Below are 19,602 nucleotides of genomic sequence, written 5' to 3'. Positions count from 1 at the left end.
ATCGTTTCTAAAATAAAAATTGTATGAAAAAGATTTTAATGGTACTGGCCTTCGCCAGTGTTTCTGTAGCTGGTATGGCACAGGACGAGCCTACACAGAAGTTCAGTGTAGCAACCAATTCATTCTGGAGCAACTGGTTTGTACAGGCTAACCTCGTTGGAACATCTTTCTATAACGATGGTGAGTCTTATCGTGGTCTGCTGAAGGACTACCGCACAAACCTCGGCGCTTCTGTTGCTATTGGTAAGTGGTTCACTCCTGGTCTCGGTCTTCGTACCAAGGTGAATGGTATTTGGGGTCGCACCGTAATCTCTGAGGATGCTGAAACCAATGCAAATAAGTATTGGACTGCTAACGAGCAGGTTCTGTTCAATCTGAGCAACATGTTCTGCGGTTACAATCCCGATCGTATCTGGAACTTCATTCCTTACTTCGGTGGTAGCGTTTCTCGCAACATGAGCTACGATCAGTATGCTATGGGTCTGAACTTCGGTATCCTGAATACTTTCAAGGTAAGCAGAAAGTTGGCAGTCAACCTCGACCTCGCATTTGGTGGTCATGAGACTGACTTCGACGGTGCTAACTTCCCACGTGCTGGAAAGCGCTGGAACCTCGAGCAGAAGGACCGTACCGTTAGCGTTGAGGTTGGTTTGACCTACAACCTGGGTAAGGGTACATTTGATAAGGTTCCCGATGTTGACGCTATCAAGGCTCTCATGCAGAGCGAGATCGATGGTCTGAACGATCAGCTCCGTGCTGCTGGCGAGGAGAACGACCGTCTGAACAACATCATCAAGAACCACAAGTGCCCCGAGGCAAAGACTGTTACCGTTAAGGAGGTTGCTGTTGCTCCCGTATCAGTATTCTTCAACATCGGTAAGTCTAAGGTTGCTTCTAAGAAGGACCTCGTAAACGTTAAGAACCTCGCTGAGGCTGCTAAGGCCAACGACAAGACTATCGTCGTAACTGGTTACGCTGATGCTAAGACTGGTAGCGCTGCTTTCAACCAGAAGCTTTCTGAGAAGCGTGCTAACACCGTTAAGGCTGAGCTGGTTAAGATGGGTGTTGACGCATCTAAGATCGAAGTTGTTGCTAAGGGTGGTGTTAAGATCCTGAAGCCCGCTTCTTACGATCGTCGTGCTACTGTTGAGATTAAGTAATCTAATCGTAACATAGTATTCCTGAATCCCGTGTGGTTTTCCGCACGGGATTCTTTTTTTTGTCTTTTATTGAACTGTTTTTTTCTTTTATTGACTGTATTTTTGTCATTGTTTTGTTTCTTTGGTCGTAATTTTGTGGCGTGAAAACCATAACTTAAAACTGATGAAACAATTAATACTTCTTTTGATGGTGTTTGTTTATGGCACCCTAAATGCGCAGGAAACAGAGCAGACCAAGTTGTTGTCAACGCTCATAGATGGTCCTTGGCTTTGCGCTTACTATCTCTTAAATAGTAATGATGAGTTAGCCGACTTGTCTTCCGATAAATGGGCAGGCCGCTGTGTGGATGAAGAAGAGTGGGTGCAAGGGGTAGGTCCGCTCAGTAACAGTCTCGATCAGTTTATGACGACAGAGTGGGGAAGTCAGCTACAACCAATATTGGTAAGGCGCCATTTTGCGCTTACTAAGCAACAGGTGGAAGAACTTCAGGACAAAACGATTGTGTTGACTTGTAGTTACGATGAGAATCCCAGTGTCTATTTGAATGGTAGGCTCATCTGGAACGCCTCAGGGTGGAACGATAATGATTATGATAGTTTTGTACTGATACCTCGTCAGAAAAAGTTATTTGTTGAAGGCGATAATGTGTTGGCTGTATCCTTGAAGCAAGGCGGTGGTGGTGGCCATATTGATTATGGCTTGTATTTCAATGGCTCGTTTAGTACTTCTGGCATCTGCGATGTTGTTCCAGAACAGCAGTCGCGCCAATGTTTCAACCTCTCAGGACAACCTGTAGATGTTCCGGGGAAAGGCATCTCTATTGTCCGCGATGGTACTATAGCAAAGAAAATAATCAGATTCTAAAATAAAAACCTTACAAGAAATGAAAAAGAAATTAGCATTGTTCTATGTATTGTTGGCATCATTGCCGTTGGCCGCTCAGCAGAAAGTGTCTGTTGTTGATCGTCCGGCGATGGGAATGATGGTCAACTATTCATCCTATCGTGCACCCTTACATGGCGGCCGGTTGTTGAAGTTGCCTGTGGGAAAGGTGCAGCCACGCGGTTGGTTGCGCGAGATGTTGAACCGTCAGCGTGATGGTCTAAATGGCCAGTTGGGTACGGTGAGTGCCTGGTTGGACAAACGCAACAACCAATGGCTTTCTGATAAAGGGGATCATGGATGGGAGGAGGTGCCCTATTGGCTCCGCGGCTATTCTTCTCTGGCCTATATCCTGGATGATGAGACGTTGAAGGCTGAAGCACAGGTATGGTTCGATGCCGTGCTGTCTCACTTGAAGGCCAACGGTGAACTGGGACCAAGCGGCACCGATGGCGATCCTAACACACCCGACCTTTGGGCTAAGATGCCAATGTTATGGGCATTGCAGACCTATTATGAATATAGCGGTGACGAGCGTGTGCTGACAGCAATGACCAATTATTTCAAATGGGAACTGACCATTCCCGATGAGCATTTCCTGAAAGGTCTGTGGCAGTCAAAACGCGGCAGTGATAACGAATGGAGTGTGGTATGGCTTTATAATCATACCGGCGACAAGTCTATTCTTCCCCTTATTGATAAGTTGCACCGTTGTGGCGTTGACTGGACATTAAAGAACGACCTTCCCAACTGGCATGGCGTGAATGTGGCGCAAGGATTTCGTGAGCCTGCCACCTATTATATATATAATGGTGATGACCAGATGTTGCAGGCTGCTTACGAGAATCATCAAACCATGCGCCAACGCTATGGTCAGGTGCCTGGCGGAATGTTTGGTGCCGATGAGAATGCCCGCTTGGGTTATACTGATCCGCGTCAAGGCGCTGAGACCTGTGCTGTTGTTGAACAGATGGCAAGTGACGAGATGATGATGGGCATCACGGGCGATCCGTTCTGGGCAGACCATTGTGAGGAAGTGGCTTTCAATACCCTGCCCGCAGCCTTGACCAGCGATATGCGTGCACTGCGATATATCACCTCTCCTAATATGGCTATCAGTGATGGAAAGAATCATGCTCCAAGTATCGATAATAGTCTGCGCGGCATGCTGTCGATGAGTCCTTTCAGTAGTCGCTGCTGTCAGCATAATCATGGTATGGGCTGGCCTTATTTCACGGAACATCTGGTGATGGCCACAACCGATGGTGGACTTGCAACGATGTTGTATTCAGAAAGTGAGACCACTGCGCTCGTTTCTAATGGCCAGGAGATTCGACTCACTGAAACGACTAAGTACCCCTTCGAAGAACAAGTGGTACTGAAGATAGCGACTTCGAAAGCAGTAGACTTCCCGCTCTATCTCCGAATCCCTGCATGGTCAGACCAAACGGCAATCAGCGTCAACGGCACCCCGCTGAGCAATCTGACAGCTGCCAATGGACGTTTTGTATGTATCGAACGCACCTGGAACGATGGCGACGAGGTTGTGCTGAAGATGCCCATGAGCATCACAACACGTACTTGGCAGAAGAACAAATCGAGTGTCAGCGTGAACTATGGTCCACTCACGCTCTCGTTGAAGATTGCTGAGCGCTACCAACAACGAGACAGTCGTGATAAGGAGATTGTACAAGACGACTCTCATTGGCAGGAGGGCGTGGATGCCGGCTTGTGGCCTGCTTATGAAATCTATGCTGCTTCCGATTGGAACTATGCACTGCAGATGGACGAACAGTTGCCAAAGGATATTCAGGTGGAGCATCGTCCTTGGCCAACTGATAATTATCCTTTCACGCTCGAGAACGTTCCTCTTCAGTTCAGTGCCAAAGGACGCCAGATTCCTTCTTGGGGGATGGATGCTACAGGCATGACCGATTTGCTGCCCACCTGTTTCGCAAAACGCTCGGATGAAGTGAAGCCATTGCAGCTGGTACCTATGGGCGCTGCACGTCTTCGTATCACTTCGTTCCCGAAAGCAGATGTGAAGACCCGCATTGAGGGATGCGAATAAAAAAGTGATAATACAAAGAGATTTTGGTTGCTCTCACCCCGAAAAACAGGGTGAGAGCACTTTTTTTAGGCATTTATTGAAAAAACTTTGGAATTTATTTGGTGGAATCAAAAAAACTCCTTACCTTTGCACCCGCTTACGAAAAGAAAGGGCGCTTAGCTCAGTTGGTTCAGAGCATCTGCCTTACAAGCAGAGGGTCGGGGGTTCGAATCCCTCAGCGCCCACTCAAGTAAAAACCTTTTTCTTTAAGTAAGTTAGGGCGCTTAGCTCAGTTGGTTCAGAGCATCTGCCTTACAAGCAGAGGGTCGGGGGTTCGAATCCCTCAGCGCCCACAAAAGAAGTTGCAATCGTGAGGTTGCAACTTTTTTTGTGTCCTCAAAACAAAAAAAATACTAAAACAGATGCATTTCTTAATTCTATCTTCTTCATTTTTAATAATTATGCTTACCTTTGCACGCTGAAAGATAATTATCTATAAGAGTATCATGGAATTTAATTTATTGACGGCCATCTCGCCTATAGATGGTCGCTATCGGGGTAAGACAGAGCCATTGAGCGAGTATTTCTCAGAATATGCGTTGATTCGCTATCGCATTCGTGTGGAAATAGAGTACTTTATTGCACTATGTGAACTGCCTTTACCAGGTCTTCAGGATTTCGATCATTCACTTTTTGAGACGTTGCGCGACATCTATCGCCAGTTTACACCAGCGGAAGCACAGCGTGTGAAAGAGATTGAATCGGTAACAAACCACGATGTGAAGGCCGTGGAGTATTTCATCAAAGAGAAACTAGACGCCATTGGAAATCTTGACCAGTACAAAGAGTTTATTCACTTTGGTCTCACCTCGCAGGACATCAACAACACGAGTGTGCCCCTCTCTATCAAGGAGGCACTCGAGAATGTTTACTGCCCTCTGCTCGAAGAACTGATCGAGCAGTTGAATGACTATGCCGAAGAGTGGAAGACGGTGCCCATGCTGGCAAAGACACACGGCCAGCCCGCATCTCCTACGCGTCTTGGCAAGGAGGTGATGGTATATGTTTACCGTTTGGAAGAGCAGCTTCGCTCTTTGAAGGAGACGCCAATGACCGCAAAATTCGGTGGCGCTACAGGTAATTATAATGCGCATCATGTAGCCTATCCTCAGTATGACTGGCGCGAGTTTGGCAACCGTTTCGTTAGCGAGAAGCTGGGTCTTGAGCGCGAGCAGTACACCACTCAGATCTCTAACTACGACTGGTTGGCAGCCATCTTTGATGCCATGCGCCGCATCAATACCATCATCATCGACCTTGATCGCGACTTCTGGATGTACATCTCTATGGAGTACTTCAAACAGAAGATCAAGGCTGGCGAGGTGGGTTCTAGCGCTATGCCCCATAAGGTCAATCCTATTGACTACGAGAACTCAGAGGGTAACCTCGGTATGGCCAATGCCGTGCTGGGCTTCTTGGCTCAGAAACTGCCAGTAAGCCGTCTGCAGCGCGACCTGACCGACTCTACCGTTCTTCGCAACGTAGGTGTCCCCATGGGTCATGCCCTAATTGCTTTCCAAAGCACACTGAAAGGTCTGCGCAAGCTGATCCTCAACGAAGAGAAGCTGCACGAGGACCTCGAGAACACATGGGCCGTCGTAGCAGAGGGTATTCAGACCATCCTTCGTCGCGAGGGCTATCCTAAACCCTACGAGGCTTTGAAGGCTCTGACGCGTACTAACCAGAAGATGACTGAAGAGACTATCCATGAGTTCATCCAGAACCTGAATGTCAGCGACAGCGTGAAGCAGGAACTGATGGAAATCACACCATGGACCTATACAGGTATTTAATATTCAACACAATAATTTTTATTTAACGGAGCCGTGAGGTTCCAATTATTAACATCATTAAAGATTCATTTATTATGGATTTCGAAAACGAAAAAAATCATGAAGGGCTGTCAACAGAACAGCAGAGCACAAGCCGTGAAGGCTTCCAGAAAGAATTCAGACCAGTAGGTCGCTCGCCACGTCCACGTATTCATGCACGTCCAGTAAGCAATAACTACGAGCGCCCTAGTTACAACAAGCATAGCCAGGATGAAGAAGGCGGTTTCCGTCCTGAAGGCTTCGGTGCTGGTTTGCAGAGTCAAGCTCCACAGCGAAGCTATCGTCCTCGTACCAATAATTATGGTAATAACGATTACCAGCAGCGCCCACAGGGTGGCTACGGTCAGCGTCCACAGGGTGGCTATGGTCAGCGTCCTCAGGGCGGCTATGGTCAGCGTCCTCAGGGTGGTGGTTACCAGCAGCGTGGCGGTTATGGCCAGCGTCCTCAGGGTGGTGGTTATCAGCAGCGGGGCGGTTATGGCCAGCGTCCTCAGGGAGGCTATCGTCCTCGCACAGCCGATTACGATCCCAATGCAAAGTATTCAATGAAGAAGCGCATTGAGTACAAGGAGATCAACTTCGATCCCAATGAGCCCGTACGTCTGAACAAGTTCCTGGCCAATGCTGGCGTTTGCAGCCGTCGTGAAGCCGACGACTTCATCCAGGCAGGTGTCGTTACCGTTAATGGCGAGGTAGTTACCGAGCTGGGAACAAAGGTAATGCGCACCGATCTCGTGAAGTTCCACGATAATCCCGTGACACTCGAGAAGAAGGTTTACGTGCTTCTGAACAAACCCAAGGACTACGTGACTACCAGCGATGATCCCCAGCAGCGTAAGACTGTGATGGATCTCGTGAAGGATGCATGTCCCGAGCGTATCTATCCCGTAGGTCGTCTCGACCGCAACACCACTGGTGTTCTTCTGCTCACCAACGATGGTGATATGGCTTCTAAACTCACTCATCCAAAGTTCCTGAAGAAGAAGATCTACCACGTGTATCTGGATCACAACGTAACTGCTCACGACATGCAGCGTATTGCCGAGGGTGTGATGCTCGACGACGGCGAGATCAAGGCCGACGCTATCGAGTATGCAGATCCCGTTGACAAGAAGCAGGTAGGCATCGAGATTCACTCGGGTAAGAACCGCATCGTGCGTCGTATCTTCGAGAGCCTGGGCTACAAGGTTACCAAGCTCGACCGCGTACAGTTCGCTGGCCTTACCAAGAAGAACCTGCGTCGTGGTGACTGGCGCTTCCTCACCGAAGAGGAGGTTGACCGCCTGCGCATGGGTGCTTACGAGTAATACAAGTCCCCTAAGCTAGGAGACAACAGGGGTCTGAACAGGCGCAGATCCCAACAATAAAGGAGCGTAATGGTCTGATTTCGCTTGTTCAGACCCCCAACCCCCTAATTTAGGGGGCTTAAAACAATGAAAAGAACTAAGATAATCGATGTGCTGAAGAGCACAGAATATGGCAAGGAAGTCTGCGTGAAGGGCTGGGTGCGCACGCACCGCAGTTCGAAGGCTGTTGACTTCATTGCCCTCAACGATGGCTCAACAATCAACAACGTTCAGATTGTGGTTGATCCCACCAAGTTCGATGAGCAGTTGCTGAAAGACATCACCACCGGCGCATGTATCTGCGCCGAGGGTACGCTCGTAGAGAGCCAGGGTGCCGGTCAGAGCAGCGAGATTCAGGCCACCAACCTGGTGGTTTATGGTCTCTGCGGCAACGACTATCCCATGCAGAAGAAAGGCCAGAGCTTCGAGGCTATGCGTAAGAATGCCCACATGCGTCTGCGCACCAATACCTTTGGAGCCGTGATGCGCATCCGCCACAACATGGCAATGGCCATCCATACCTATTTCCATGAGCACGGTTTCTTCTATTTCCACACTCCGCTGATCACAGCCAGCGACTGTGAGGGTGCAGGCAACATGTTCCAGGTCACCACCAAGAACCTCTACGACCTGAAGAAGGACGAGAACGGCAAGATTATCTACGACGATGATTTCTTCGGAGAGCAGACCTCTCTTACCGTTTCTGGTCAGTTGGAAGGCGAGCTGGGTGCCACAGCCCTGGGAGCCATCTACACTTTCGGTCCTACCTTCCGTGCAGAGAACTCTAACACGCCTCGTCACTTGGCCGAGTTCTGGATGGTAGAGCCTGAGGTTGCATTCATCGACCAGGAAGAGCTGATGGACCTCGAAGAGGACTTCATCAAGTACTGCGTTCGTTGGGCACTCGACCACTGTAAGGACGACCTGGAGTTCCTCAATAAGATGATCGACAAGACCCTCATCGAGCGTCTGGAAGGCGTTCTGAAAGAGACCTTCGTTCGTCTGCCTTACACCGAGGGTATCAACATCCTGCAGGAGGCTATCAAGAATGGTAAGAAGTTTGAGTTCCCCTGTAACTGGGGCGATGACCTCGCTTCTGAGCACGAGCGCTACCTTGTAGAGGAGCATTTCAAGAAGCCAGTCATCATGACCGACTATCCACGTGCTTTCAAGTCGTTCTACATGAAGCAGAACGAGGATACTACCGATGGCGGTTCTGTAGGTTACAAGGGTGCTGTTGCTCCTGGTCCCACCATGCAGGGTACCGATGTGCTGTTCCCACAGATTGGTGAGATCATTGGCGGTTCTGTTCGTGAGGAGAGCTACGACAAGTTGATGAGCGAGGTTAACCGTCGTGAGATGGATCAGACCCATCTCTGGTGGTATCTCGATACTCGCAAGTGGGGCTCATGCCCTCATGCCGGTTTCGGTCTTGGTTTCGAGCGTCTCATCCTGTTCGTTACAGGTATGCAGAACATTCGCGACGTGATACCTTTCCCACGTACACCAAAATCAGCAGAATTCTAATTCCTAACGATAGGGGGTGTGTCATTATTGGCACGCCCCCTCTTTTTTTACAATTAATCAACCTTAAAGATGATAAATAACTATTTACTAAAGTTGTGGTTGCTTTTGGCATGTTTTCTTTTGGGAAACCTTAAGGGTTTTGCCTCCTACAAACTTACCAAAGTAACATCTGTACAAGCAGGAAGAAAATATGTATTTGAGAGGAACGGACGCGTTCTTAATAATTCTATTGTTTCCACAGTTCTTCAGACAACGTCAAACTATAAAAGCGTAGAGTTGACGGGTTATGAATCATATGTGTGGAGAGTTGATGCCGCTACTGATGGCTTTTACATAAAGAATGTGGACAAGGATAAATATTTGTATAACTCTTCGGGTACATCATTAAGTTTTGATTCAAAGGCTTCTGTTTGGTCTTTTAGTTTTGATAACGGTGTCGCTTTGATTCAGAATATCAGTAATGAGAACCGTTTTATAGGTGAAAAAAAATCCAATGATTATTCTGCTTATTCATACACAGACACGTACCTCAATACATGTCCCCATGATTTTACCGTATATGTTCTTGAAGATGAAACTGATTCAGGTGTTATTTTTCATGAGACGTTCGATTTGGTTGATAACTACGATACAAGCTCTTTTGACCAAACTGGTTGGACAATGAGTGGTGATATTTATCATGTAGATAAGTATGGAGGCGTCCGATTAGCTAAAGAAAATGGTCCAGGCTCAATCACGACTCCTGTGCTTCCTGCTATGACGACAGATGCAATCATGACGATAAACGTTAAAGGATGGGATGCTGACGAAAAGACACTTTCTGTTATTGGCGAAAATTGCACCGTTACCCCTTCAGTCCTAGATGATATTCCATCTACCTATACCAACTACACAGTCAAGATAACAGATGTAGGGAAGAATCCAGGGATTACGTTTTCTGCAGCAAGCAGTTGCCGTATTGTTATTGACGACGTTAAGATTATGACTCACGTTGGTTTGAAACTTGCTGCCAGCGGCTACGCCACTTATTGCAGTCCTTACGCACTCGACCTGACGCCTACCGACGACTATGCCGCCTATGCAGTCTCGTCCGTTTCAGGTACGACAGTCCGCTTCGCAAAGATACAGGGTAGGGTAGCTCCTCAGACACCCATTGTGCTTTACAATCCAGAGAAGGCCGGCCAGACCATTCTTCTCCCCATCGCTACCGATGGCGAGACCCTCGCTTCCAACCTGTTGCGTGGCACGCTTGTTCCCACCCCCATTACAACCGTTGATGGCGACTATTCCAACTTCGGTCTCAGTGGTGGTAAGTTCGTCCGCATCAAAGACGGCACCATCAAGGCCAACAAAGCCTACCTGCCTCTTCTCACATCCAGTCTTCCCTCAACCTCAAATGCTCGTCTCAGTGTGACCTTTGTTGACGAGCCCGCCGAGGTCAACAAGACCAATGAGACCACTGGCATCCGTGCAGCCGTTGCTTCGCCCAGTTGTGATGAGCTCTACGACCTGCACGGCCGTCGTGTCGTGCGTCCAGGCAAAGGCCTCTATATCATGCGCCATGCCTCGGGAAACCAGCAAGGCAAGACCGTTAAAGTAATGATTAAGTAGTACATTTGACAATGAAGAAAACCTATCAGAAACCCACCATAACTGTGGTGTGCCTCCATACAAATACACAGATGCTCTACGCATCCAATCCCCAGACCACGGCCGATCCAGACGACACTCCCGTCGATGCTGAAGAAATAGAGTCGCGTCAGTCCACTTTCAGTATGTGGACCGACGAATAATCCCCCGTGTCTTATTCAACTATTATTTTGTGTATTCCAAAAAAAATGTGTAATTTTGCAGCATGAAACAGGCAATGGTATTTGCAGCAGGTCTTGGTACAAGACTGAAACCCCTCACCGACACAATGCCTAAGGCGTTGGTGAGAGTAGGAGAGCGCCCTCTGCTGTGGCATATCTTGACGAAGTTGACGGCTGCAGGCTATGAACGCGTGGTAGTCAACGTGCATCATTTTGCCGACCAGATTGTTGACTATCTCAAGACCAATGATTTCGGTATGGACATCCGCATCAGCGACGAGCGCAGCCAGTTGTTAGAGACTGGTGGTGGCATCAAGAAGGCCGGTCCGCTGTTCGACGATGCCGACCCTATCCTTATCCACAACGTAGATATCCTGAGCAACGTCGATTTTAACTGGTTTGCTCAGCAACACGAAGCCGACGAAGAAGCCGTTCTGCTGGTCAGCCGTCGTAAGACCAAGCGCTATCTGCTTTTCGACAATGCCATGCGTTTGATGGGATGGATTAACAAAGAAACCGGCGAGATCAAGTCGCCCTACGAGTATGTCCGTCGCACTGGCCTCTCGCAATATGGCGAGCCCCTCAACGAATATGCCTTCTCTGGCATCCATAGCTTCTCGCCCCGCCTGTTCACCCTGATGGATCGCTTCCCCGATCGTTTCCCCATTATCGACTTCTATCTCAGTATCTGTCACCGCTCCAAGGTTGTTGGCGTGGTTAAGGACGACCTGCGCCTTATGGATGTAGGCAAGTTGGATACGTTAGACGAAGCAGAGACATTTATCACATCATTATAATAATATATGCAACAGAAGATCATCATCTTAGACTTTGGTTCACAGACCACGCAGCTCATTGGCCGTCGTGTGCGTGAGCTAGACACCTTCTGCGAGATCTTGCCCTACAACAAGTTCCCCGTTGGCGACGAGTCGGTGATTGGTGTCATCCTGAGTGGTTCCCCCTACTCAGTCCACGATCCCGAGGCCTTCAAGGTTGACTTGAGTCAGTTTGTAGGCAAGGTGCCCGTGTTGGGCATCTGCTATGGCGCGCAGTTCATCTCGCACACACTGGGTGGCAAGGTAGAGAAGGCCGACTCTCGCGAGTACGGACGTGCCAACCTGGAGACTGTCGATACGACGAATCCCCTGTTCAAGGGCTTCGAGCAGCACTCTCAGGTATGGATGTCTCATGGCGACACCATCACTGCCATCCCCAGCGACTTCAAGGTTATCGGTTCTACCAAGGACGTTACCAATGCAGCCTTTGCCTCGACCAAGCAACCCATCTGGGCCGTTCAGTTCCACCCCGAGGTGTTCCATTCACTTCAGGGCAAGCAGCTGCTCCAGAACTTCGTGGTTGACATCTGTGGCAGTAAGCAAGAGTGGAGTGCCGCCTCGTTTGTCGATTCTACCGTAGCCGAGCTCAAGCAGCAGTTGGGCAACGACCGTGTCATCCTGGGTCTCTCGGGTGGTGTCGATTCTTCCGTTGCTGCCGTTCTGCTCAACAAGGCCATTGGTTCTCGCCTCACCTGTATCTTCGTAGATCACGGCATGCTCCGTAAGAACGAGTTCCAGCAGGTTATGGACGACTACAAGGTGCTGGGTCTGAATGTGATTGGCGTGGATGCCAGCGAGAAGTTCTTCTCAGACCTCTCAGGTGTTACCGATCCCGAGCAGAAGCGTAAGATTATTGGTCGCGACTTCGTCGAGGTGTTCAACGCCGAGGCCAAAAAGATTACCGATGCTAAGTGGTTGGCACAGGGTACCATCTACCCCGACCGCATCGAGTCGCTGAACATCACTGGTAAGGTCATCAAGAGCCATCACAACGTGGGCGGTCTGCCAGAAGAGATGCACCTGCAGCTCTGCGAGCCACTGAAGTGGTTGTTCAAGGACGAGGTGCGCCGTGTAGGTCGCCAGATGGGTATGCCCGAGCATCTCATCACCCGTCATCCCTTCCCAGGTCCCGGTTTGGCCGTACGTATCCTGGGCGACATCACCCGTGAGAAAGTACAGATCCTGCAGGATGCCGACGACATCTACATCCGTGGTCTGCGCGACTATAAGGTGAAGCTCAGTGGCGAAGAGGCCCGCAAGGTGCTGGCCGCTGGTATTCCTGCCGATATGAAGGACGGCGAGATCGAGGTTTCGCTCTACGACCAGATCTGGCAGGCAGGTGCCATCCTCCTCTCTACCGTTCGTTCGGTAGGTGTGATGGGCGACGAGCGCACCTACGAGCATCCCGTTGCACTGCGTGCCGTTACCTCTACCGATGCCATGACAGCCGACTGGGCTCATCTGCCTTACGAGTTCATGGCCAAGGTGTCTAACGAGATTATCAACAAGGTGCGTGGTGTCAACCGCGTTTGCTACGACATCTCGTCAAAGCCACCTGCAACCATCGAGTGGGAGTAAGATTGCTTTCCCCAGTTGCTAATTCCCGCACTGTCGGGACAGAGCAATACCTACAATAGAGTATAATGAGACTGAGATAACATTATTTCAGTCTCATTTTTTTGTGCCTCCCTCCTTTTTTAGTACCTTTGACGCATGAATTTACAAAGTTTTTTTTCTTCACTATTGATGGTGGTGGCCGAGATGGCCCCCTACCTGTTGTTGGGCTTCCTTATCGCTGGTGTGCTGCATGTCTATGTGCCACAGCGCTTCTATGCCCGCTATCTGTCGGCCGACAACCGTTGGTCGGTGCTTTGGGCAGCCCTGTTGGGCGTGCCCCTGCCACTCTGTTCGTGTGGCGTCATCCCTACAGCCATTGGTCTTCGCAATGAGAAAGCCTCCAAGGGCGCCATTGCCTCGTTCCTTATCGCCACGCCACAGACGGGCATCGACTCTATCCTGGCCACCTTCTCGCTCATGGGACTGGGCTTTGCCATTGTTCGTCCGGTAGCCGCCCTCATCACCGGTGTGTGTGGTGGCCTGCTGGTCAACCGCCTGATTCGCCACGATAACTTCTCCGACGATGCCACAGCCACCTGCGCCGTAGAGCAGGGCAGCAAGCCATGGCGCGTGCTGAAGTATGCCTACTACGACATGATTCGCGACATCGGGTTGCGTCTGCTTGTAGGTCTTGTTGTGGCCGCCCTTATCCAGGTGGCCGTGCCCGACGATTTTTTCCTCAGCTTTGGCAGCGAGCCCTTGCTCCAGATGCTGGTCATTCTGGCCATTGCCGTGCCCATGTATATCTGTTCCACAGGCAGCATCCCCGTGGCCGCCGCCCTCATGATGAAAGGCCTCTCGCCCGGTGCCGCCCTGGTCATGCTGATGGCCGGACCAGCAGTTAACCTTGCTTCAATCCTTGTGGTCCACAAGTCCATGGGGCGCCGCTTCACAGCCATCTACCTAGCCACCATCGTAGGCTTCTCGGTGCTGTTCGGCCTGTTGCTCAATGCCAGTGGTCTGAACCTCTTCCCCCCCGTGGCTAGCGATGCCTGTTGTGCCAGCGATGTCGTGCTGCCCAGCCCCTTCAAGCTCGTCTGTGCAGTCGCCCTGACCCTCATGATTGCCTTTGCCCTCTTCATGAAGTGGCGCGATGGCAGGGGGGAAGCCAAACCTGCAGAGGCCGATGTTGTGGTCTATCGGGTTGAAGATATGTACTGCAGCCATTGCGAGGCTGCTGTGGTGCGTGCCGTCGAGTCACTCCCCGGTGTCACATCGGCCAAGGCAAATGCTTCGGCCTGCACCCTCACTGTCAAGGGCACTGCCACCGAGGCCGACGTCCAGCAGGCTGTCGAAGGCATTGGCTACACCTTCAAGGGTCGTCGTCAGCAGCAAGCCTGAGTCTGGTTACGGCAAGCCCCAGGTTTCCTTACGGCAAACCATCCCTTTCGTTACGGCATACCCGAGCTTTCCTTACGGCAAAGTCAAGGTGCCCTTACGGCAAAGTAATTGTATGCTCGCAGCGCCTCATTTGTTTAGTGCCTCCAAACGGTCCGTTTGGGGGCTCCAATCCAACCCTTTGGCGCCTCCAAACCAGTCGTTTGGGGGCGCCAAACGTTTTCTCTCCCTTAAAAACTCCCAGAAACACTTGTCGGTGTCGAAAAGAATTATTACCTTTGCTGCAAACTTATAACTACAAGTAATTTACTAACAACATGTACTCATGATAATTCCTACTAACACCTATCGTGCTGTGCCCCATGGGGTGTGGCTGCGACTCGCATGGATGCTCCTGCTGTTTGTCTCTGTTGTCAGCACCATCCAGGCCAATCCCATCACCCGCCAGCAGGCTCTGAAGCGTGCTGCCGCGTTCATGACTCAGCAGAACGACCCGCGCCAGTTGGCCCCCGTGGCCGCTAAGAAGTTGGCCCCACGCCGTGCGGCTGCTGCCACGACGGCCGAGCCCTATTATGTCTTCAACCGCGGCATGAATGGCGGCTTCGTCATCGTGTCGGGCGACGACAGTACCATTCCCGTGCTGGGCTATACCGACAGTGGCGAGTTTGACTACACCCAGGCGCCGCCCAACCTGCGCGAACTGCTCGACGACTATGCCCGCCAGATTGCGCAGATACAAATGGGCGCTCCCGTCATCAGCGCCACCATTCCCACGCACCCCAAGGTGGAGCCACTGCTCACCTGCCAGTGGAGCCAGGGTTACCCCTATAACATGACCTGTCCAGAGTACTTCACGCTGGGACGCTCCGTCACTGGCTGTGTGGCCACCGCCATGGCACAGATCATGTATTATCACCGCGACAAGTCTGTCAGCGAGGTGCAGCAGGACATCCCCGGCTACACCACGTGGACCTCGCACCCCACCTACGGCAATCTGAAGGTGGAAGGCATCGCCAAGGGTTCCCCCATTGACTGGGCTAATATGAAGGATACTTATGGCACTGCCAGCGACCTGCAGCGCCGGGCCGTGGCCGACCTGATGCACTATTGTGGCGTCAGCGTGAAGATGGACTATACCAACAGTTCCTCTGGTGCCCAGTCCTACGAGGTCTATAACGCCCTGAAGGCCTACTTCGGCTATGGCAGTTCGGTGCGCTATGTCGATTACACCACTGTCACCACCGATGCCGGTTGGGACGAGGTGGTCTATACCGACATTGCTGCTCGCCGTCCCGTCTATATCAGTGGTTCCAACGCCACGGTGGGCCATGCCTTCGTGGCCGATGGCTACGACGGCAACCTGCGCTACCACATCAACTGGGGTTGGGGCGGACAGAGCGATGGCTACTACTACCTCACCAACCTGACGCCCGGTCAGGGTCAGGGCATTGGCGGTAGTGAGGATGGCTATAACGGCTATCGACAAATCATCGTTGGCATCGAGCCCGAGAACTATGGTGAGAAGGTCATGACCTTCACCGATACCCATGTGAAGGCTATCTGCCTGGAACACTGGGATACCAACCACGATGACCAGCTGACCTACAACGAGGCCGCTGCCGTGACCGATCTGGGCACCGCCTTCCAGGGCCAGACCTCGATCACCAAGTTCCCCGAACTCTATTATTTCACCGGGTTACAGCACCTCGCAGACGATGCTTTCAGCGGATGCACCAAGCTCACCTCCGTTCGTCTGCCTCGCAAGTTGCAGACCATCGGTGCCCGCGCCTTCGCAGGTTGCCAGTCGCTCAGCGAGTTTGTACTGCCCGACTACCTCACCGCCATTGGTGCTGAGGCCTTCAGCGGTTGTGCAGCCCTAGCAGCCCTGTCGCTGCCCGAGACCATCACCGCCATCGAGGCCGGCACATTCCGTGGCTGCACCGCGCTCACCAGTTTCGACCTGCCCGTCAGCATTGTCCGTCTGGGCGATGGCGCCTTTGCCGGTTGCACCAAGTTGCAGACCTTCAAGGTGAACACCTACGACCCCGCCGCCATCACGATGGGGCAGGGCGTCTTTGCTGATAATGACCTCAGTGCTGCCACCCTCCACGTGCTGCAGGGCACCAAGGCCTACTTCGCCGCCACCAGCCAGTGGTCTGACTTCGGCACCATCTTCCAGGCCCGCGAACTCTCAGGTGGTCGTTTCACCACCATCGAGGCCGGTCAGGAGTACTATCTCTACAACGTCGGTCTGGGGCGCTACCTCACCCGTGGCGAGGCCTACAACACCCAGGTCATCGTCGGTCGCCAGCCGTTGCGCTTCAAGCTCAACAGCATGCCGTCGGTAGGCACCGATGTCTATACCATCACCTGCGAGAACTCCGGTCTCGGTGGCAAGTACGTTTACCGCACCTCGTCCGATCCGAATGTGGGTAAGGGTGTCAAGGCCGTCTTTATCGACGGCAGTACGCTCGGCAACAGCGCCTACTGGACCATCAGTGCCGCTGGCGATGCCGTCTATACCATTCAGATACCCGCCAGTGTCACCGGCCATCAGGAGGGTCAGTACTTCGGTGTGCAGACCAGTCATGCCAGCAATGCCGCCATGCCTACCTATGGCGTCTATTACGACATCAGCTCTGCCGACTATCCCCAGAACTGCCTGTGGAAGTTTGTGGCCTACGATGCCGCCCAGACCGAAATCTATGACGAGGCAGCCACACTGCTCAACCTCATCAATATGGCGCGCAAAAATAATCGCAACGTAGAGCAGGAGCAGGCCGTTTACGATGACCTCGACAGTAGTCTCGATGCCATCAAGGCTGCGCAGAGCAGTCTGCGCCAGAAGCTCAACCTCATCGAGTTCAAGGATAACACCATTGGCAGCTACTGCCGTCAGCAGTGGGATATGTCTTACGATGGCGAGCTGAGTTTCAACGAGGCTGCCCAGGTGAAAGATTTTGATGTGTCTTTCAAGGGTTTACCCATCGTCAGCTTCGATGAGTTCCAGTATTTCAAGGCCGTGCCCTACATCTACAACAACACCTTTGCCGACTGTGCCAGTCTGACCTCCATCATCCTGCCCGACGGCATCGAGAAACTCTATTATTATGCCTTCCGCAACTGCAGCAGTTTGAAGAGCATCAACCTGCCCGCAGGCATCAATACGCTGGGCGCACAGTGCTTTGGCTATTGCACCGCTCTGCGCGAGGTCACCCTGTGGAATCCCGATCCCGACGTGATCGACATCAACCCAAGTGCCTTTATCGGAGTCGATCTGTCTCTCTGCACGCTCTACGTGCCCTATGGTTCGAAGGCCCTCTACGAGCAGTCCGATGTATGGCGCAACTTTGGTACCATTCGCGAGTTCCGTGGTAAGACACAGCCCCGTTTCTCTGACATCACGGCCGATGTGCCCGGCTACCTTTACAATGTGGGCAGTCGTAAGTATGTGGCCATGGGCGAGGCCTACGGCACCCAGTCGGTGGTTACTGGCGGTACGCCTATCAGTTATTGGTTCCAGCGCTCGGCCACCATGCCCGCCAATGTGTACTACATCCAGGAGTCAGGTAGCAGTAAGGTTATCTTCCGTGTGTCCACCGACAAGAAAGTGGGCGACGGCGTGAAGACCTGTTTCGGCGACGGCTCTCTCTCGACCAAGGCCTATTGGCAGATAGAGGAGGCCGGCGACCATTTGTTCCTTCTCAGCGTACCCACCGGCGACAATACCCGTGTGGAGGGCGAATACCTGGGCACCGACGAGAGTCACACCAGCGGTGCGGCCAGTCCTACCTACGGTCTTTACTGGGATCAGTTGCCTGTTGACAAGCGTACGCTCTGGGGCTTCGTCTCTGCTGCCGATATGCAGGAAGCCCGCCGCACCGACCTATTGCTGTCCAATATGCGCGCCATGCTCGACGAGTGTGTGGCACAGTCCATCGACGTCACTGCCGAGCAGGCCGTCTATGACAATCTGAGCAGCACCTACGACGACATTAACCAGGCCGTGCAGTCGCTGCGCCGAAAGTTGCGCTACATCGACTTTGCCGACAAGTATGTGCAGACTGTCTGTCTTGCCAACTGGGACTTCAACGAGGATGGCGAGCTCACCCAGGATGAGGCTGCGCTGGTCACCGACCTCGGCACGCTGTTCCAGAAGAACCTTAACATGCGCAGTTTCGAGGAACTGCAGTACTTTACCTCGCTGAAGCACATTGCCGATGGCGCCTTCACCGGCTGCTCATCCCTACAGATAGTCCATCTGCCCTCTAGCATCGAGTCGCTGGGCGAGAAAGCCTTTGGCAATTGTTTCAACCTGAAGTATCTGGTCATCCCTCATGAGCAGGCAGTCGTGGCCCGCGGTCAGAGCAGTGTTCAGTCTCAGGTCACGCTGTTTGTGCCCGCCGCCCTGTTGGATGCCTATGCCGACTCCGACTGGAAGAACAAATGCAAGTTGCTGGCCTATACCGGCATCCCCGTTGTCACTGCCACCGGCTATCGCAGCTATGGTCGTTCTGCTGGCTCGATCACCTTCGAACTGAGCGGTGCGCCCATCGATGGTGAGCCAGAGTATCTGTGCGACGTCATGGAGGTGACCACCACACCTGTGGGCGACTATCCGCTGACGGTGCTGCCCGGCACCATCACCACGCCAGGTCTGGTTTGTCAACCGGGCGTGTTCTCCATCACGAAGTCGTCACTCACCGTCACGGCGCTCAATGCCACCCGCGAGGTGGGACAGCCCAACCCCGTGTTTGAGCTGAAGTATAAGTCGTTCCGCAACGGCGAGACCTCCGATGTGTTCATCAAGCAGCCCGTCATCACTTGTGATGCCACACCCGAGAGTCCTGCTGGCGAGTATGAGATTCGTGTGGGTGGTGCTGAGGCCCAAAACTATGAGATGACCTACGTCTCGGGCACCCTCACCGTGGTCCAGGCCACCGGCATCGATGGCGTCCAGGCCGACAATAGCCGACAGCCTGTTTTCGACCTTACAGGTCGCCGTGTCACTGCTCCCCGACGCGGAATTTACATATCTGGAGGTCGCAAGAAGGTGGTTAAGTAGTGTTTTTGTCGTAAAAATTTGGCAGAATCGAAAATTCTATATACCTTTGTCCGCTGACATCAACGTATGTTGGCGGA

12 protein-coding genes and 2 tRNA genes are annotated in these 19,602 nt (G+C 52.1%); all 14 read left to right on the top strand.

All coding sequences use genetic code 11. The features are described from left to right. The first annotated feature begins 23 nt into the window (after window positions 1-23). The 14 genes from T433_RS0105925 (at window position 24) to T433_RS15870 (ending at window position 19,525) form a co-directional block, all read left to right on the top strand. Window positions 24-1,160 carry an OmpA family protein gene (locus T433_RS0105925; protein WP_027455211.1) on the top strand — a complete coding sequence of 379 codons (1,137 nt, stop codon included), beginning with the start codon at window positions 24-26 and terminating at the stop codon, window positions 1,158-1,160. A 184-nt stretch (window positions 1,161-1,344) separates the two neighbouring features. After that, on the top strand, window positions 1,345-2,025 hold the full coding sequence (locus T433_RS0105920; protein WP_155808406.1) for a hypothetical protein: 681 nt from the start codon (window positions 1,345-1,347) through the stop codon (window positions 2,023-2,025). 19 nt (window positions 2,026-2,044) lie between these two features. Continuing rightward, the gene (locus T433_RS14805; RefSeq protein WP_044109341.1) at window positions 2,045-4,114 is read left to right on the top strand and encodes a beta-L-arabinofuranosidase domain-containing protein; all 2,070 of its coding nucleotides are present in this window, start codon (window positions 2,045-2,047) and stop codon (window positions 4,112-4,114) included. 149 nt (window positions 4,115-4,263) lie between these two features. Further along, a tRNA-Val gene (locus T433_RS0105910) sits at window positions 4,264-4,338 on the top strand. Between the two features lie 33 nt (window positions 4,339-4,371). Beyond that, window positions 4,372-4,446, top strand: a tRNA-Val gene (locus T433_RS0105905). 153 nt (window positions 4,447-4,599) lie between these two features. Beyond that, window positions 4,600-5,946: an adenylosuccinate lyase gene (gene purB / locus T433_RS0105900; RefSeq protein ID WP_027455209.1), complete on the top strand. Its 1,347-nt coding sequence runs from the start codon at window positions 4,600-4,602 to the stop codon at window positions 5,944-5,946. Between the two features lie 74 nt (window positions 5,947-6,020). Further along, window positions 6,021-7,292 (top strand): pseudouridine synthase, encoded by a 1,272-nt coding sequence (locus tag T433_RS0105895; RefSeq protein ID WP_027455208.1) that lies wholly within the window; start codon window positions 6,021-6,023, stop codon window positions 7,290-7,292. Between the two features lie 126 nt (window positions 7,293-7,418). Next, window positions 7,419-8,858: an asparagine--tRNA ligase gene (gene asnS, locus T433_RS0105890; RefSeq protein WP_027455207.1), complete on the top strand. Its 1,440-nt coding sequence runs from the start codon at window positions 7,419-7,421 to the stop codon at window positions 8,856-8,858. Window positions 8,859-9,518: 660 nt separating this feature from the next. Further along, on the top strand, window positions 9,519-10,469 hold the full coding sequence (locus T433_RS0105880; RefSeq protein WP_027455205.1) for a hypothetical protein: 951 nt from the start codon (window positions 9,519-9,521) through the stop codon (window positions 10,467-10,469). An 11-nt stretch (window positions 10,470-10,480) separates the two neighbouring features. Continuing rightward, window positions 10,481-10,651: a hypothetical protein gene (locus T433_RS16460; RefSeq protein WP_155808405.1), complete on the top strand. Its 171-nt coding sequence runs from the start codon at window positions 10,481-10,483 to the stop codon at window positions 10,649-10,651. A 62-nt stretch (window positions 10,652-10,713) separates the two neighbouring features. Beyond that, on the top strand, window positions 10,714-11,466 hold the full coding sequence (locus T433_RS0105870; RefSeq protein WP_027455204.1) for a nucleotidyltransferase family protein: 753 nt from the start codon (window positions 10,714-10,716) through the stop codon (window positions 11,464-11,466). 6 nt (window positions 11,467-11,472) lie between these two features. Continuing rightward, complete coding sequence (gene guaA / locus T433_RS0105865; protein ID WP_027455203.1) at window positions 11,473-13,083, top strand: glutamine-hydrolyzing GMP synthase; 1,611 nt, start codon at window positions 11,473-11,475, stop codon at window positions 13,081-13,083. Window positions 13,084-13,218: 135 nt separating this feature from the next. Then, window positions 13,219-14,463: a permease gene (locus T433_RS0105860; RefSeq protein ID WP_027455202.1), complete on the top strand. Its 1,245-nt coding sequence runs from the start codon at window positions 13,219-13,221 to the stop codon at window positions 14,461-14,463. A gap of 322 nt (window positions 14,464-14,785) precedes the next feature. After that, the gene (locus T433_RS15870) at window positions 14,786-19,525 is read left to right on the top strand and encodes a leucine-rich repeat protein (RefSeq protein ID WP_027455201.1); all 4,740 of its coding nucleotides are present in this window, start codon (window positions 14,786-14,788) and stop codon (window positions 19,523-19,525) included. Window positions 19,526-19,602 lie beyond the last annotated feature (77 nt).

Source organism: Xylanibacter brevis ATCC 19188 (assembly GCF_000621725.1).
GTDB lineage: Bacteria > Bacteroidota > Bacteroidia > Bacteroidales > Bacteroidaceae > Prevotella > Prevotella brevis.
The sequence above is the reverse complement of the archived record's forward strand: the minus strand, read 5'-3'. Positions and strand labels throughout refer to the sequence as shown.

What these genes read in the sequence shown, in the direction of transcription:
- T433_RS0105880 (WP_027455205.1), top strand. Translation starts at nt 9,519, where the DNA reads ATGAGTGGTGATATTTATCATGTAGATAAGTATGGAGGCGTCCGATTA.
- asnS (WP_027455207.1), top strand. Translation starts at nt 7,419, where the DNA reads ATGAAAAGAACTAAGATAATCGATGTGCTGAAGAGCACAGAATATGGC.
- T433_RS0105870 (WP_027455204.1), top strand. Translation starts at nt 10,714, where the DNA reads ATGAAACAGGCAATGGTATTTGCAGCAGGTCTTGGTACAAGACTGAAA.
- T433_RS0105895 (WP_027455208.1), top strand. Translation starts at nt 6,021, where the DNA reads ATGGATTTCGAAAACGAAAAAAATCATGAAGGGCTGTCAACAGAACAG.
- T433_RS0105925 (WP_027455211.1), top strand. Translation starts at nt 24, where the DNA reads ATGAAAAAGATTTTAATGGTACTGGCCTTCGCCAGTGTTTCTGTAGCT.
- T433_RS0105860 (WP_027455202.1), top strand. Translation starts at nt 13,219, where the DNA reads ATGAATTTACAAAGTTTTTTTTCTTCACTATTGATGGTGGTGGCCGAG.
- guaA (WP_027455203.1), top strand. Translation starts at nt 11,473, where the DNA reads ATGCAACAGAAGATCATCATCTTAGACTTTGGTTCACAGACCACGCAG.
- T433_RS16460 (WP_155808405.1), top strand. Translation starts at nt 10,481, where the DNA reads ATGAAGAAAACCTATCAGAAACCCACCATAACTGTGGTGTGCCTCCAT.
- T433_RS15870 (WP_027455201.1), top strand. Translation starts at nt 14,786, where the DNA reads ATGATAATTCCTACTAACACCTATCGTGCTGTGCCCCATGGGGTGTGG.
- T433_RS14805 (WP_044109341.1), top strand. Translation starts at nt 2,045, where the DNA reads ATGAAAAAGAAATTAGCATTGTTCTATGTATTGTTGGCATCATTGCCG.
- purB (WP_027455209.1), top strand. Translation starts at nt 4,600, where the DNA reads ATGGAATTTAATTTATTGACGGCCATCTCGCCTATAGATGGTCGCTAT.